Source organism: Cupriavidus sp. HE11 (genome assembly GCF_056097175.1).
Genome location: NZ_CP184464.1, coordinates 340,314 through 355,225 on the forward strand (window position 1 = coordinate 340,314; position 14,912 = coordinate 355,225).

16 protein-coding genes are annotated in these 14,912 nt (G+C 62.1%); 1 reads left to right on the plus strand and 15 read right to left on the minus strand.

All coding sequences use genetic code 11. The features are described from left to right. Nucleotide 1: 1 nt before the first annotated feature. From ACOABP_RS01530 to ACOABP_RS01550, 5 genes are all read right to left on the minus strand, one after another. Entirely contained in the window at nucleotides 2–1,252 is a 1,251-nt protein-coding gene (locus ACOABP_RS01530) for a hypothetical protein (protein ID WP_474226672.1), read from the minus strand. Beyond that, complete coding sequence (locus tag ACOABP_RS01535; RefSeq protein WP_474226673.1) at nucleotides 1,245–1,553, minus strand: hypothetical protein; 309 nt, start codon at nucleotides 1,551–1,553, stop codon at nucleotides 1,245–1,247. The genes ACOABP_RS01530 and ACOABP_RS01535 overlap by 8 nt, the downstream gene beginning before the upstream one ends. Further along, a complete protein-coding gene (locus ACOABP_RS01540; protein WP_474227885.1) occupies nucleotides 1,550–1,753 on the minus strand; it encodes an HNH endonuclease in 204 nt (67 codons plus the stop codon). Before ACOABP_RS01540 ends, ACOABP_RS01535 begins: the two co-directional genes overlap by 4 nt. Continuing rightward, on the minus strand, nucleotides 1,743–2,225 hold the full coding sequence (locus tag ACOABP_RS01545) for a hypothetical protein (protein ID WP_474226674.1): 483 nt from the start codon (nucleotides 2,223–2,225) through the stop codon (nucleotides 1,743–1,745). The genes ACOABP_RS01540 and ACOABP_RS01545 overlap by 11 nt, the downstream gene beginning before the upstream one ends. A 416-nt stretch (nucleotides 2,226–2,641) precedes the next feature. Continuing rightward, nucleotides 2,642–3,025 (minus strand): hypothetical protein, encoded by a 384-nt coding sequence (locus tag ACOABP_RS01550; RefSeq protein ID WP_474226675.1) that lies wholly within the window; start codon nucleotides 3,023–3,025, stop codon nucleotides 2,642–2,644. A 152-nt stretch (nucleotides 3,026–3,177) separates the two neighbouring features. Here ACOABP_RS01550 and ACOABP_RS01555 point away from each other — a divergent pair, with 152 nt between their 5' ends. Next, a complete protein-coding gene (locus ACOABP_RS01555) occupies nucleotides 3,178–3,678 on the plus strand; it encodes an endonuclease VII domain-containing protein (protein WP_474226676.1) in 501 nt (166 codons plus the stop codon). Nucleotide 3,679: 1 nt separating this feature from the next. Here the strand turns inward: ACOABP_RS01555 and ACOABP_RS01560 are convergent, their stop codons facing one another. The 10 genes from ACOABP_RS01560 to ACOABP_RS01605 form a co-directional block, all read right to left on the minus strand. Beyond that, nucleotides 3,680–3,907 (minus strand): hypothetical protein, encoded by a 228-nt coding sequence (locus tag ACOABP_RS01560; RefSeq protein ID WP_474226677.1) that lies wholly within the window; start codon nucleotides 3,905–3,907, stop codon nucleotides 3,680–3,682. Further along, on the minus strand, nucleotides 3,904–4,581 hold the full coding sequence (locus ACOABP_RS01565) for a phage adaptor protein (protein ID WP_474226678.1): 678 nt from the start codon (nucleotides 4,579–4,581) through the stop codon (nucleotides 3,904–3,906). The genes ACOABP_RS01560 and ACOABP_RS01565 overlap by 4 nt, the downstream gene beginning before the upstream one ends. Further along, nucleotides 4,578–5,444, minus strand: coding sequence for a RyR domain-containing protein (locus tag ACOABP_RS01570; RefSeq protein ID WP_474226679.1), 867 nt, complete (start codon nucleotides 5,442–5,444; stop codon nucleotides 4,578–4,580). Before ACOABP_RS01570 ends, ACOABP_RS01565 begins: the two co-directional genes overlap by 4 nt. 67 nt (nucleotides 5,445–5,511) lie before the next feature. Further along, nucleotides 5,512–5,988 carry a hypothetical protein gene (locus ACOABP_RS01575; protein ID WP_474226680.1) on the minus strand — a complete coding sequence of 159 codons (477 nt, stop codon included), beginning with the start codon at nucleotides 5,986–5,988 and terminating at the stop codon, nucleotides 5,512–5,514. Nucleotides 5,989–6,050: 62 nt separating this feature from the next. Continuing rightward, on the minus strand, nucleotides 6,051–7,340 hold the full coding sequence (locus ACOABP_RS01580; RefSeq protein WP_474226681.1) for a phage capsid family protein: 1,290 nt from the start codon (nucleotides 7,338–7,340) through the stop codon (nucleotides 6,051–6,053). A 17-nt stretch (nucleotides 7,341–7,357) separates the two neighbouring features. Next, nucleotides 7,358–8,464 carry a hypothetical protein gene (locus ACOABP_RS01585; protein WP_474226682.1) on the minus strand — a complete coding sequence of 369 codons (1,107 nt, stop codon included), beginning with the start codon at nucleotides 8,462–8,464 and terminating at the stop codon, nucleotides 7,358–7,360. A 180-nt stretch (nucleotides 8,465–8,644) separates the two neighbouring features. Beyond that, the gene (locus tag ACOABP_RS01590; protein ID WP_474226683.1) at nucleotides 8,645–10,963 is read right to left on the minus strand and encodes a portal protein; all 2,319 of its coding nucleotides are present in this window, start codon (nucleotides 10,961–10,963) and stop codon (nucleotides 8,645–8,647) included. Nucleotides 10,964–10,974: 11 nt separating this feature from the next. Further along, complete coding sequence (locus ACOABP_RS01595) at nucleotides 10,975–12,579, minus strand: terminase (protein WP_474226684.1); 1,605 nt, start codon at nucleotides 12,577–12,579, stop codon at nucleotides 10,975–10,977. Further along, on the minus strand, nucleotides 12,569–13,270 hold the full coding sequence (locus tag ACOABP_RS01600; RefSeq protein WP_474226685.1) for a GIY-YIG nuclease family protein: 702 nt from the start codon (nucleotides 13,268–13,270) through the stop codon (nucleotides 12,569–12,571). The genes ACOABP_RS01595 and ACOABP_RS01600 overlap by 11 nt, the downstream gene beginning before the upstream one ends. Nucleotides 13,271–13,273: 3 nt before the next feature. Then, entirely contained in the window at nucleotides 13,274–13,990 is a 717-nt protein-coding gene (locus ACOABP_RS01605; RefSeq protein WP_474226686.1) for a terminase small subunit, read from the minus strand. Nucleotides 13,991–14,912 lie beyond the last annotated feature (922 nt).

A 14,912-nucleotide genomic window follows, 5' to 3' on the forward strand; every position in this document is an offset into this window, starting at 1 on the left:
GTTACCCGCTCACAGCCTGTGGCTCTGCCCGCGCGAAGAACAGGTCGTTCAGCAACTCCCCGTCCGCCGTCATGAACTGAACGTCGTACGGCCCAGCGTCGTACACCTTCAGCGTGTAGTTGCCTGTGGTCGCATCCGACGTCGTTTGTGCCAGCAGATCACCGGTGGCCCGGCTATAAGCACGCACCACCCGTGCAGCCGGCGCATTGTTGATGTTGCGCACGGTACCGGTAAGGGTATGCATATCAGTCTGCACGACGCCTAGTGCATTGTAAGGATTGTTGCCTGCTCCATAGAGCAAATTTCGAAAGATAGGCGGAATATTAGGATATGCAGTGCCTGTCGAGATTTTGTACGCGGTCAACGTGCGCGACGGGCTGGTGTTGCCGATGTAATGGACCGCATAAAGTGTGTCGGCATCCGGGTCCGGATCTACAGCAATGTGGTTGACATAGGATATGTCCGGACTTTGGCCGGCCCAACGGGTCAGCGCATTGGTGACCGTGTCGAATGTGGCAATCCAGCCCGAAGTTGTCACGCAGAAGAAAATGCGGTTGTCGCCCGGCAACGGAGATCGCAACGCGCGTGTGCCAACTGTGCCGGTATTTATGGCATATCCAGCCGTAGTCAGCGCAACATCACGGCTTCCCATCGTGGAGTTGTAGACGCTGACATAAGGCGAAACGGAATTGAACACCACCAGCTTGCTGCTGTCCTTGGAGAAGCAACAGCCATAAGGCGCGTTAGGCGCCGCCGTGGCAGCGTTGACTATCGACCAGTCCGACGTGTTGTAGATTCGAACAAACGGAGTGACCGAATGCGTCACCGCCAACTTGGTGCCATCTGGCGAAAAATCCATCGCATAGACAGTCCCCAAGCCCGACGTGCTCAAAGTCTTGAGCGTGTGCGTTGCGCGGTCGAATACATAGAGAAACGGCGACGAACCGCCAAATGCATAAAGCGTAGCATTGATCGCACAGCACGTGACACCACCAGCGAAACTGGCGGACGGGACAAAAGACAATCCGAGGTTGGCCGGATCCGAGTAATACCGCATGTTGCCGCTGCTTAGATTTGCCCCGGCAACAGCGGCACTTCCATCCGGGGCAATCGCAAACGAATTGCCATTGCCAGAGACGTTGTACTCCGGATTGACATCCAACTTCGCGACCGGGTCGAGGCCTTGGCGCAAATGGACAATCCGCCCAGCAATCGTCTCGTTATAGAAAATCCCGACCAGTCGTTTAGGCATCAGCCACTTCCCCAAGCGGCGTTTCTCCAGGCCACATTCCCTTTTCCTTGTGCCATTGGCCATAGGCGTCAAACAGGCCCTGCTCCCCCAGCTTCGCAATCTGCTCCGCCATGAAGGGGCGCATCGCATCGGCGACGTTGGCCAGCGGCCGCCCGCTGCGCTCCGCGACGAACATTTCGAACGCAGGAAGGCTGCAGACGCGGCCCCATGGAATCGCAGCAGCGGGCGCTACATCCTGCTTGCGCGGCTCAATACCGCTGACACCGACGACGATGGGTGGTGGCTTCTTCTCAACGGTCATGCGTCCATGTCCTCCAGTCTGTGAGCGACCCGCTTCCGCTCGGCCTTGCTTAATGACTCAATCATGTCCAGGACTTGGTCGACAAGTCGAACCCCATGGGGATCTTTCTTGCTCGTACCCACACCAGTCCACAGTTCAAGGTTCTCGGGACGGTTATCTGCTCGATCGCCATTCTTGTGGTGAACACGCTCATTCTCCAGAAGTTGGCCGCCCCAAAACCTTCGACATCACCATTCGGTGCTCCAAGACCTTTTTTCCTTCGACACGCACCGTGTAGTAGCCGTGCGTCGTCTTTGTTCTGACGCCAATTTCCCGCCCGTCCAAAGCAGTCTCCGGCTTGGATAGCCCGGCTCGTCGCGCTTCGATTGCGCACACGCGCGAGCAGTAGGCGCGCGTCTTTCCATGCGGCCTATTAAAGCTTGCACCGCACTGCGCACAGACGCAGGTTTTGTCTTTAGTGGTTGCCTTGATCTTGCATTGAACCGAACAGTACTTCTGCTGCGCATAGCGAGCTTTGAACGTTTCACTACATGCAGCACACGGCTTCACGTTCATTCTGATACGGGAGTACCAGCATTCTCTTGTGCAGTAGTTCTGCTCAGCGCGGCGCGGTCGGAATTTCTTTCCGCACCCTGCGCAATGCAGGTCTGGAAGCTGACGCAAGGCGGTCACGATGGAAAGCTCCTAACTGAATTTGAAGCTCCATCGTGACATACGAAAGAGAACCGCAACAATCGGGACAATGGACTCAAACTCTGAAGATCTTGTTGGTTCCATTGTCCCAGGTAACGATGATCGATCATGTTCGCATTGGCTCGCTACACCTATGCCGCCTTTCGGCTGCTGCAACTTTCGCTGCAGATCGGGCTATATCTTCACCCTGCCGATTTGCAGGGGCCGGGTACTTCGGCCCGCTTGGGCCTACGGCTTACGCCTAGTCTCTGAACCTTCCGCCGGTCTGGCGGCTCGGCTGCTGATTGCCCAATCCTTCAACTTTTCCGCCCGTCACGACTGCCCTTCCAGGCTGCGTTGTGGGGTGAAGGCTCTCAGGGGTTTCCAGCAATTCTCCCGGTTTTTTTCTGCACCTCTCAGTGCAGGGTGACATCTCGTTTATCACCGCCGTTGGGGGTAATCGGCAGGCCAGTGGCCGTGTCGATATACGCGATCAGCGGACTGGTCGACTCGGTGCCGGTGTCCTTGTAGATCACGATGGCCTCAATGCTGGCCCCTGACACGCTCGTGAACGTGATATCAGCGCCGTCCGCCGCTCCGCCGGTGGTGGTCTTCGACGTGATCGTGACCGGGCCAGCGATACGCGCCGACGTCGGAATGTCCGACAGGTACTGGTGAACCGCCGTCTGCGGGGTGTAGGCGCCGGTGTCGACCAGGTACACCTTGACGGTGTCGGTCAGCCAGTTGAGCTGGCCTTCCAGGAAGCGCTGACGACAGTAATCGAACAAAGTGTTGGCCATTACGCTTTACCTTTGCTAAGTTGGAGTTCAAGGAGGGACAGGGAAGCGTGACTACCGAAATACCGAAAGGCATGTGCCAATGCGGCTGCGGCCGATCTACGCGGATTGCTCCCAGGAACAAGGCGGCCCTGGGATGGGTCAAGGGCGAACCCTTGAACTACTTGCGCGGACACAACCGGACAGCACAGAGAGGCCCGGAAGCGCCCGATGGAACCAAGTGGTGTGGTACTTGTGGCACGCTGAAACCCGTCGAGCAGTTCTTCGGAAATTCCAGGCAAATCGACGGGCTTCAGTCCTTCTGCCGCGCCTGCGGGAGAGTCAAACAGTCGCAATGGCGTGCGAAAAACCGAGAGAAAGCGAACCGAACAGCAAACAACGTTCATCGCCGCAAGCGCTTGGGTATTGAGCCAGAGGAATACGACGTCATGTTTATCAAACAAGGCGGCGTATGCGCGATTTGTAAGGGCGCCTGCACCATGAAGACACCGACCGGTGGCACAAAGAGCCTTGCGGTAGACCATGATCACGCGACCGGGTCGATACGTGGGCTGCTCTGTGCGCGCTGCAATACCGCTCTCGGCCTCTTCAACGATGATCCCGAACGCTTGGGCGCGGCGCTGGCCTACCTGGCTCAGCACAAACCAAGCGAGTAGGCTATAGAGGCAGAGGACGGCCATAGGTGGGCTCCATGTCAGGTTGGAGCGCACTCATGCGCGCTTCGCCGGCGGCTTCCCGCCTTGCTTTTGGGGTAACGATCGGGGTGTGCTCGTCGGCGATGACCACCAGCCGGGCAAGCTGGCCGGATTTCTTCTCCAGCCGCACGGTGGCGGTGCCGATCGTCAGCACCTCACCGATTCTCAGATCAACGGCCAGCTTGGTCATGGCCAAAACGCCTCTACGTGATGCGGCACATCCTCCCGCGTGATGCGCCGCAGGTCCGAGTCAGGCCGGAAGCCGAAGTAGGCAGTGAATGCCGCCTCCGCCTCCCCCGCGCGCCGTGCATCAAATGCCTCCATGTCGGGCACGCTGAAGCCACGATGCAGCGGCCAATGAACCAGATGCGGGTGGTGCGCCTGCCCGATCTCGGGTTCATCCTCGTCCTTCTTCTGCAGGTCCATGGCCACCAGCGGCAGCCGGTAGCCTTCCAGGACCAGCTTGCCGGGCGCCGACGGCATCGGAACCAGCCGCAGCCCCTTGTCCGACTGGACGGCGTACTGCGGATACCCGCGACACGTGCGCCATTCGCGGATGCTGGCGTCCAGCCACTCGGTCGACACCAGGCGGATCGTGCGCGACCTGAACGCGCCGGCATCAAGGAAACCGACGTAGGTCAGCTCGAACAGCGCTTCGTGCAGCGGGTAGGTCGAGCGCTCCGCCTCCACCGCGATCTGGCAAACGGCGGCATCCTCGCTCTCGTGGATGAGGCGGCCGCGCACCGCGGCTTCCGCCACGGCGTCGTTCAGCCAAGCGGTGATGTCCGCGTCAGACCAGAAGTACGGTGCGACGTTGTCGTTTCCGTCGACGCGCACACGGCGGATCAACTCGGCCAGCTTCATACGACCCCGAACTGGTCAACGAAGCCCTTCACCTGCGTGCGCATGGCGTCCTTGGTGGCGTTCTTGGGCAGATCCTGCCGGTAGTTCACCTTGGCAAACTCCACCAGGCCGGCCTTGTCCATGCGGTCGATCTGATCGTACAGATCCTGGATCTGGTTCAGATCGCGCTCCTGCCGCTGCTGCTGCAGCTTGCCCTGCTCCAGCAATTGCGCGGTGTCGTCATCCGTGCCAATTGCGTCGGTGCTTATGGCGAGAACAGTAGCGGTATCGACACGCTCGAACAGGTCGGCATGCCGCAGCAACTTGCGCGCGATTGCCTCCGGGAGCGCTCGAACCTGGTCGGTGACGAAAACCAGACCTGTGCCGTACATGCGGTCGCTCCATTCGGGCCGGCGGCCGATGTATTTCACGCCCGCGCCAATGCCAAGCGCCATCGCTGCAAGTTCGCTAGTCGTTACCGCATGCTCCACCGGCGGTGGCAGGTTGGCGCGGAAGGCCTCGACAGCTTCGTCGGCGTCGGGAATGTCCTTCATCACCAGCACGAGTCGATGCACCAGCGCGTCCTTGGTGCGCTGTTCCGGAGGCAATTCGGCGTAGGGCACGAGCAGCGGACTTTGCTTCTTCTCCGCATCGTGCGCTTCCGCGAAGGTCCAGCCTTCGGCGATGCGCGCTTCGCGCCATTGCTCGTGCTGCTGCTCGGGGGTGACATCGGGGTTGTCGATGGCGAACTGCACGGCGCCTACCACCTTCTCGCGGTACGCGTCGTCATTGCCGTCCCACTCGACCACCGCAGCGCCGGTCAGAGCGCCCATTGCGGCGTTCAGCGCGGCGTGAATCACGCTGCCAATGATGATGACTTTCATAGAGGTGTCCTACTCCTGCGTGACGGGGCGGGCGGCACTGGGCCGCCCGCGCCAATGGCGTCCGCTATCAGCGGTTGCCGGACAGTTCGCCGGTGACCAGCACCTTGATGTCGCTTGCCTTGGCGTTCGCAGCCACCGCGGTGGTTAGGATCAGGCGGGCGGGCTTCGGCAGCGTCACCAGCTTGGCGCCCGTAGCACGCTTGCGACCCGTCGCGGCCAGGTCAATGCCAGCGCCGAAGTAAGCAGCGTCCTGCGGCACGGTCGCGTCGTCCACGCCGTCCTCGTACTTGAAGCCCAGCGAGCCGGTGATGGTCGCGGTCATGCCCGTGGACACGAAGACCGACGCGTCTTCCAGGCGCATGCCTTCGGGCAGCGGACCCAGGTCGACCACATCGCCCGCGGCGAGTGCGCCGGCGGCGTTGGCGTTCTGAACGATGCCGGCCGCGTTGGTCAGCATGGCGTACGCCAGCGACGTGAGGTTGCCGAAGGGGGAGAAACCGCCGAACTGGCGATTCTGGTACTGATTGATGAGCACGGTAGCCATATGGCCTCCTGTGTGTCAGGTATCGTAAGGAAACGAGCCGGCGCGAGCCGGCCCACCTGCTATCAGTTGCGGGCGCCGATGATGGGCACGGCGGTATCGACCACGGTCACGCCGTAGTCGGTGATTTCCTTGCCCATGCCGGTGTCGACCTCAAAGCGGACCTTCGATACGCCGCGAATCGCGCCGATCAGCAGTTCCACCTTGTCGCCGTGGTCCAGTTCCTTTTCCGACCAGAAGAACGGGATGCCCGACTTGTCGGAACTGGCCAGCGCTTCGGCGATCGCCTGGCCACCGAGAATCACCGAGCGGTCGACGGCGAACTGCGTGCCGAAGCTGGCCGGCACCGTCGCGGTGGATTCGGTCTCGCTGCTCGCGCTACCGCAGTAACGGATGACGTCACCCGCGTAGAAGCGGATCGCGCGCGGCATCTTGATGAGCAGGAAGCCATTCCACAGACCGGCTTCGCCCAGGAACAGCGGATGCTGTCCGGCTTGGCTGGCGCGCGCCATTGCCGACGCCTGCAGTTGACGGAAGGCCGGGTCGGCGGCGAACTTGTTGTACTGCGCGGGCGACATCATCCACACGCGCAGCGGCGAGTCGGTCGCAGCCTTGTCGCCATCGAATTGCACGATCGGGGGCGGCAGAGGAATCTGGTCCAGCACCGTGCGCATCGAATCCACCGTGTCCATCTTGAAGATGTCGGTGGACTGGATATCCACTTCACCGCCGTTCACCTTGAAGCCGGTCACGGCATCGCCGTCGGCGATGAAGTGGCGGTTCTTCGAAGGGGCCAGCACCGGATTGACCATGATTTCGCCGAAATCGGCGTCGGCCTCGGTCGGAACCACCCATTCGATGTTGTTGTGGAAGCCGCGAGCGCCGGCCATATGCACGAGCAGCGACTGATCGACGTAGCGATCCATCAGGTTCTGCGCGGCGGGGCGGCCAAGCTGGCGGAATTCCACGGGCGTGCGGATCGACGTCATGGCGTCGCCCAGATCCAGCGGGAAGCGGGCCTGGTTCACGCGCAGCTTGTCCTCCGTGATGCTCAGACCCGTACCGCGGCCTTCCGCATAGCGGCTGCCCATGATGGGCTTGGCGCCGATCGGGTTCAGCAGGTGGAAAGTCACCTCATCGCCCTTGCCCTTCGACAGATCCTGGCAGCGCACGATGGGCATGTGCTGCGTGGTCTGTTTGCGCAGCGTCGCTTCCGCGCCCGCGATGCCGGCCGGCATCTTGCCGGTCAGGCGGTTCAGCGTGCTGTTGCGCTGCATGTGGGTGGCGAACAGGCCGACGGCCTGTTGCACCATGTTGGTCTTGTCGCCATACGCGGCGTGCGTCTTTGCAGTCATAGAGCCCTCTTATCGGATCACAGCGTGTTGAGGAACCGGTCGATTTGCTCCGGGGTCATGTTCCCGGCGTTCATCGCATCGAGCAGTTCACGTCCGTTCATGTCGGCCATTTGTTCGTCCCGCGACAGACCTGCCGGGCGCCCACCGGGAAGATCGGTGAGGCTGGCTGGAACCCGCGTCGGGGCGTTGGCAATGGCCGCTTGGGCCGCCGCCTTCACGGCTTCGGGGTTCACCTGTTCGGTGCCTCCCGCGGCCGCGCCAGCGCCGGCGCCCTGAGTCGTGCCAGTTGCCTGCTTGAAGGCGCTGAACAGTTCGATGACTTGCTGCGTGGTGCCCTTCTGCAGCACCGCGTTGTAGCCATCGCGGACGAATGACGGTTGCGTGTTGATCCAGTCGCCCAGTTCCTTGCTTTCCGCAAGGGAGTCGGCATCCGGGTGCGCTTCGTAGATAGCCGCGTAATGGCTCTCGGTGGCGTCCGTCGCGTGCTTCTGCTGGATAGGAGCCAGCTTCTGCGCCACGATGGCGTCGACCTTCGCAGCCACTTTCGCGTCGACAAGCGTCTGAATGCCCTTGGCCAAATCCTCTTCGCTGAAATCGCCGAAGATGCCCGGATCGATGCCCTGGTCGATGGCTGCTTGCGCGGCCGCCACCTGAGCGTCAGTCTGAGTGGGGGTCTGACCAGCATCCGCCCGCGTTTTGGCCTGTGCTTGCAACTCGGCAAGCTGGGTCTGCGCGGCTTCCGCTTGGGCCTTCCAATGCTTCTCGCCTTCTCGCGCCTCCACCAGCTTTTCATAGCCGATGGTGTGCTTTCCGTCCTTCGCCAGAATCACGGCGTTGGCGGCGGTCAACTCGCCTGCGACGGCGGCCGGCGTTGCTGCCGGTGCTGCTGCGGGCGTGCTGGCTGCTGCTGCCGTGGCACTGTCACTTGCGCCGGTCGTGCCGGCATCGCCTTGGGTCGTACCTGCCGCCGGTGCAGTGGCGGCGCCGGGCTGCGCTGCCAGTTCCGGCGACGTGGCACCGGTATCGCCCTGCCCGCTCATCTCCAAGAGTTGAGCGGCCTGCGTGGGGGAAAGGTCGCCGTTCAGCGACTGGATAAACTCGTTTTGTTGGTCGGTAGTGGTCATGCCTGTGTCCCGCCACATATCGCCGTGGCCGCAGGGGTCGTCAGCAATGCGGATTACTCCGCCCTTCGCCTGCGCACGCATGCGCGTTGGCTTGGCCGGAGTGTGCGAATGGCACGCACAAACAGAAAGCCCTACAGGGGTCACCTGTAGGGCCTGAAGGTGCTGCGCACTGGTGAACGATCAACGCTCGCCGGGCAGGTTGTCGTCCGCGCGTGGTGTCTCAATGCCACGTTGACCGGTTGGCGCGTCTGCGGGCACCGGCGGAAACGTCGGGCTGGTGTTTCGATGCATCACCGGGGCCTGGCCGGCAGCTTCCGCGGTGCTGGCTTCCTCCGCCGGCACTGCGCCCGCTGGCCCTTGACCTTGGATATACGGCGATTTGATGTTCATGGCCGCGGCCTGCGCCGCCACCGGGAAGTTCGGGTCGTCGCCCATCGGGTTGGGCCGCTGGTAGCCGGCGCCCTGCATCACTGCATCGGCAATCGGGGCAATCATCGGCATCTGCGCGATCTGCGCGCCGGCCTGCATCGCACTGAATGCCGCCTGTACTCCGATTTGGACCGACTGGGCGTCGATCTGTTTGATTTCGCTGTCGGCCTTGCGCTCCTTCAGGTCCAATTCGCGCATCTTGATGTCGGTGCCGGCCTTGGCCAGTGCGTCCGCCACGGCCGTCTTGATGGCCTCCGCCTGCTGCTCGGGCGTGGCCTGCAACTGCACGTTGCGGATGGCTTCCACCACGTCGCGCTTGAATGGGACGTCCATGAGGCTGACCAGGAACGGTAGCACGGCGGCCTGATACTCCGGCGGCATGCTCTTGACCGCCTCGGACATGGCATTGAGCTGCTGGCCGCGGTAGCTGTTGGTGCTCGGGACGTCGTCCACGGCCACTTTCAGGCGTGTGCGCTGCAGATCGTTCGACAGGTAGGCAATGCCGGTGCCCGGGTCCACTTCCGGCGCGTTGATCACCACCGTGCGATCGGCCTTGACCGCGTCGCCCTCGATAATGACCTCGTGCCGCGCTGTGCCCATATCGGCGATGATCAGCGACAGCAGCAACTCGCCGACCAGCGTCCGGCCGCCGCGGAAGTTGTCCATGGGAATCGACAGGCTCTGGTTCGACTGCTCGACCTGCGTCTGCTCCTGCACGCCAGACTTGGCCGTGCCCTGCCGCCCAACGAATCCGCTGGTGATGCTCGACACGCGCTCAATGGTCTGGCGGTTGTCCTGCAGCATCTGGAAGTGCTGCTGCGTGAGCTGGTAATCCCGCTTCACCTCGAACTTGGCGCCGTTCTGGGCCATGTGCGCGGCGTCCAGCACGATGTCGGCGTCCGGCCGCGCCACCTGGCGGCGCAGTTGGGCGTCGGTCATGGCCACCGCGCCCTTGGTGCGCTCGATGCGAGTGACGCTCATGCCCCAGCGCAGCTTGCTGTTGCCGCTGTTCAGGCTGTCCTGCGCGTACTTCATTCCACGGACGAAGCCATACGGCACGCCGGTGTTGTCCTCGCGGAACCCGAAGAATGGGACATACGGGAAGTGGCGGTGGCTGTATGGCGACGGGCCGTCATGCAGTAGATGCGGGCCCAGCCAGTAGGCGCGCCGCACCCTGGTCACGGTCGCGTGCTCCACCGCAGCCAGGCCGCGCGCCACGGCGACGTTATGCGACAGGTTGTTGTGGTCGAACTCCACCACGCGGCCATCTGGCGTGCGGATGATGGGCACGCGCGCCCAGCGCCGGTACCAGACCTCCGACACGCACAGTTCCTTGCTCGTCGGGTTGAACCAGCGGTCTTCCTGCATGGTCCATGCGCGCCCCTCGTTCCATGCGTTGGCCAGGCCGGTGCTGATGCCGCCGTCCATGCTCAGGGTGCGGTCTGCCCACCAAAGCGGGCCATGGGTGCCGCATGCCATGATCATTTCGGTGTGGTCCGGGAACACCAGCGCGATACGCTCCTTGGTCAGCCAGCGCTGCCGGCGCAGCCATCTGGACGCCTCCCAGTCGTCGCCGCACTTCATGTCCCAGTGGATCTCGTTCCGGTGGATTGGGGTGCAGCGGTACGGGTACTTGAACGGGTCCGACTCTTTGGCCACCTCCACCCAACCGACGCCGCAACCGATCTGGGGGCGGAACGCCTTGCTGCATGCGATGTCGGCCTTCGACTGGCGCTCGGCCTCGTTCAGCTTGAAGTTCAAGGCATCAGCCACGTCCTGCCCGCCCGGCTGGCCGTTGGGCGAGACACGCCAGTCGCTGCGGATGGTCGCTTCGTAGCCCTGGATCGACAGCAGCGCCGGCCCGATCAGGTCTTCCACCGCGGGGGGAATGCCCAGTTCGGCCATCTTGCGCAGCAGTTCGCCGTCAAGCTGGTTGCCGTCGGCGTAGTCCATTTCCTTGTCGGCAGTGCCACGCCACCGCGGCTGCTCGTCAATCTCGCGGTAGATTTCCTGGTATTCGACCTGCGACAGGGGCTCAGTGCCGGCTGGAATGCTGTTCGTCTCTTGCATGGTGGATGTCCTCATAGGCGCCAGTCAGGCGTCTCCGCCTCTACGTAGGTGTTGGATTTCGTCGTGGATTCGAGCAAGCCCAATTCCTTGGCCTGTGCCCATTGGCGGAGCGCGTCGGCGCCCTCGCTGCAGCCGTTGCTCTTGTCCGGCTGGTCGATAAAGCGGTTGTCCGCGCGGCTGAACTTCTTCCGATAGCCCTCGATGCGAGTGATGCCCTTGGCGCAGCCGGCTTCATCGAAGTACGCGCCCTTCAGGTGCTTCCGGGTCTGCTGCACGCCCGTGATCAGTTCGGTGATTCGCGGCACGATGATGAAAGTCTCGCCAGGCAGCAGGTCTTCCAGCATCTCCTTCGTGGTCCGGTTGTAGTCGCTGAGACGCTGGTGATTGGCGTCGTGCGGCAGGTAGTGCTTGCCAAAGACGTAGCCGCGGTCGCGCAATTCCTTGACGTAGTGCCGCAGGTCTTCGTTGTGCGCCTCGTAGTAGTCGATGAAGCGGTCTTCGCCGCGCATCTCCTGCTGGAACCAGACCGCGCAGCCGTCGCTGCGGCCGATGTCCCAGAACGTGTTGACCGGCAGGTCCAGTCGCGGAACGCGCGTGATGCCGCCGCGTTTGCGCAGCGCGATCATGTCCTTGGCGTAGTAATTGCCCTCGGTGCTGATCTGGAACGCCTCAGCCGGGAAGCTGGGGTATTCCTGCCACATGCGCTCTTCTTTGCCCTTGAAGTCCGCGCGCTTCGTGGCCACGTACCAGGCCCGTTGGTCTGGGTCGATGGTGATGACCTGGCCCATGTCGGCCAACACCTTGGCCTCGACCAGGTCGAAGTACTCATGCTCTTCGCGGCTGATGGGGACCGTGCGAGCGTCAAGGCGGTACTTCGGCTCCTGCCACCACGCATAGAAGTGGAAGCGGTAGTCCTTCGGCGTCAGCACCTTGCGGCTGGCGTGGTTCTTCTCGGCCGTCTCGACCATCTCGAAGAACTCGCCCTCCCGGCCCTCGGCCGTCGATTCGATCACCAGGATGCCGTTCGTCGGCACCGCCGGGATGGAGCCGGTCACCACTTCCTGCGCCTTGTCCGGGTACTTGGCGCAAATCTTCCCGAATTCGGAGACGTGCAGGCGGTGGATCGTGCCGGAGCGCATGGACGTGGCCACGCGGATGCTGCTGTTGTTGTGGGCGAACAGCAGTTCGGACTGGGAGTCGCGCGCCAGAGGGAAGCGCTCGCGGATCTCGTCAGGCAGGTTGCGGTACGCGAACTGCACCTTGTCGCGGAAGATCGCCGCCGCGGCCTGCAAGTCCTGCGCGATGATGCCGCAGCGCTGGTCAGCGTTGAAAAGCGCGTGATCCAGCCACAGGATGCAGATCAGGGTGGTGAACCCAAGCTGCCGCGCCTTCAGGATCAGGTTGCGGTACCACAGGCGCTTGATGAAGCGGCGCTGCGCACGGTTGGGCCTGAACGGCATGACGAACGACTCGCCCTCGACCACCTGACCGTCGGGGCCGACCTGGTCGTCGCCCTTGATCATAATTTTGTAGAGCGCTCCGCTGAACAGCCGTTTTTCGGGGTCGGCAAGGAAGGCGGCAAGCGCCTTGGCGTCGGTCGGCAGCTCAATGCTCATCGCGCTGAACCTTCATGCATTCCCTAGAAATCACTTTCCGGCATCGGCCAGTTATTCGTTCGATTTCGCGGTAGCTCTTTCCTTCGGCGCGCATGAGCAACCAAGATGGCACTTCCTGCGCAATGAATGCCGTGCGGCCGTCTGGCGCTTTCTGCTTGGAAGCTGTGCCGTTCAGGGCATGACGGAGCCGCAATGCGGCACTGATGTTCTCTCGCGCCTCAGTTGATACCGGCGGCATCTTGCGCCCCTTCAGACGCTCGGAATGAGCCTTCTTGCGTTCCTCACTCCATGGCCCGCGCGTGGCACGCCCTTCGGCAATGGCGGCCTTGGCGGCAGCGGAACGGCGGGCGCGCTCACTATCAGGCATGGTTCGACTGCGATTGACAGCGTGCGCGGCATAGATCGAATCAGATACTGGCGCTGTGTTCATGCAGCGGCCGTCGAACAGATCGATATGCTGCTGTTCGATTCTCAGAATCGAGTCTCCTGGCTGGCACTCGTAGGCAACTTCCAGCGTTAGGTCGTTCTCGCCGTACTTGTCGTATACCCGCTGCACGTGCTTCGAATGGTGCGCGCCCTTGCGGAGATAGTGCAAGTGCTCAGCCCAGCGCTGGCGAGCGCCGCGAGTCATAGAGCCGACGTAGACCCGGCTGGTAGCCGTGCTACGGATGTAGTAGATGACGTCGGCCATGGCTCATTCCTCGTTATCGGGTGTATCGGCGACCGGTGCGAAGGCGCCGTGCTCTGGATCGTTCGCCACCGGCATGATGGCGTTCCCGTTGCCCTTGGCGATGGTGTGCAGCAGCGAGGTGAGCGGATCGGTCTTCTGTTCGTTGTCCTTCTCGTACAGCCCAAGGTGCTTGAACAGCTTCTCCATGGCCGCGTCCTTGGAGTGCATCTGGATTTCGATGCCGAACTTCGTCTGCTTGACGCCGGCGAACAGGGACAACGCACTGGGTGACAGGTTGCGGGTGTCCATCAGCACAACACGGGCGATGCCGCGGCCAGCGCATTCCGGGCAGTCCGGGTGCGGCTGATTGTTCGGGCTGAAGCCAATGCCGCCTGCCTCATCGAAGTACTCCGGCTTGTCGCGGTCGCCGGACGCCTCCCATTCCTCATAGGCACGGTCGCGCTCAGCCTTGGTGCGCTGGAACTGGTGTCCCTCGCCATGGCAGTAGCGGCAGCAGCCGATGTGAAGCTGCGTCAGTTCCCGGGCGTCGGCCGTGACCTGGTTCCAGGCTTCACGCAGCACGCGGTCGGCGGTGATCTCAGTGCGCTCCTGTTGGCGCTTCCTGGCTGCCGCGATTTCCGCCTGGATGACAGGTTTTGACAGGTTCTCCGCGCCCTGCTGTCTGGCAGTCTTGGCGCTGTAGCCGGCACGAATCGCTGCCTGGGTGGCGTTGTTGTCCACCAGGTATTCGTCAACGAATCGCTGCTGCTTGGGGGTAAGGGTTTCCACTGCCGACTCATGAGCGTGATCAGTGGCCGGGCGAGTAGAAGCCTTGGCAGCGCGTGGCTTGGCTGCCTTGGGCTTCTTCGCATTGGGTGTGGCGCGCTTGGGCGCCTTAGGTACGCTGGCCATAGGCGGCCAGTCTTGGGATACAGGGCGGGGGCGTCCAGCCCTATAGGGGTATGGTAAGAATCGGACTTCGGGTGAAGTACTCCGAGCCCTCGGATCGTCTTTCTTCCCGCTGCGAATGGGCAAAAAAAACCACGCCGCTAGGGACGTGGTGCAACGTTCTCTGTATTACTAAAACAATACACAAAACGGGGTGTTGACCATTATAGCGTTAGAGCGTCTGGAACCTGGCCAGAGGCAACGAATAACCCATTTGTACTATGTGAAGCCTGCGGTCCAACGCGCATACTCGACTGCCAGCAAATGCAGCACTATGGACCGCAGTCCACGCGTGGACGGTGGCCATGTTGGCGGTGAGTTCATGAGGATGTGGCATCAGTGTCGCTCTTGACCGCCATTCTGGCGCCCGCAGAATTCTTGAGCCCCACTAAAGCGGTATTGTCGTCACTCCATCGAACGCTGAAAATGATCTATCGAGTTGATTTGACCCCGTCTCGATATTCCCGATCGGCGCCCACTGACCCTGGGCGCCGATTTTTTTGCTCGATTCGGTGAAGGCAATAAGGGCTCCCGCGTCTACCGTGCCGTTTTCCGCGCTCTTATTACCCCTGCCTGGACAATCCGAAATTAGGAAGTCGAATGAGCCTTTCCGTCGGTCAACGCAGAATCATAGGCCTCCTATTGCGCGGTCATAAGCTTCTCATCCTCCGGTCGCCGATGGATGGACGTATCGTGGGAGCAAGCCTATGGGAAC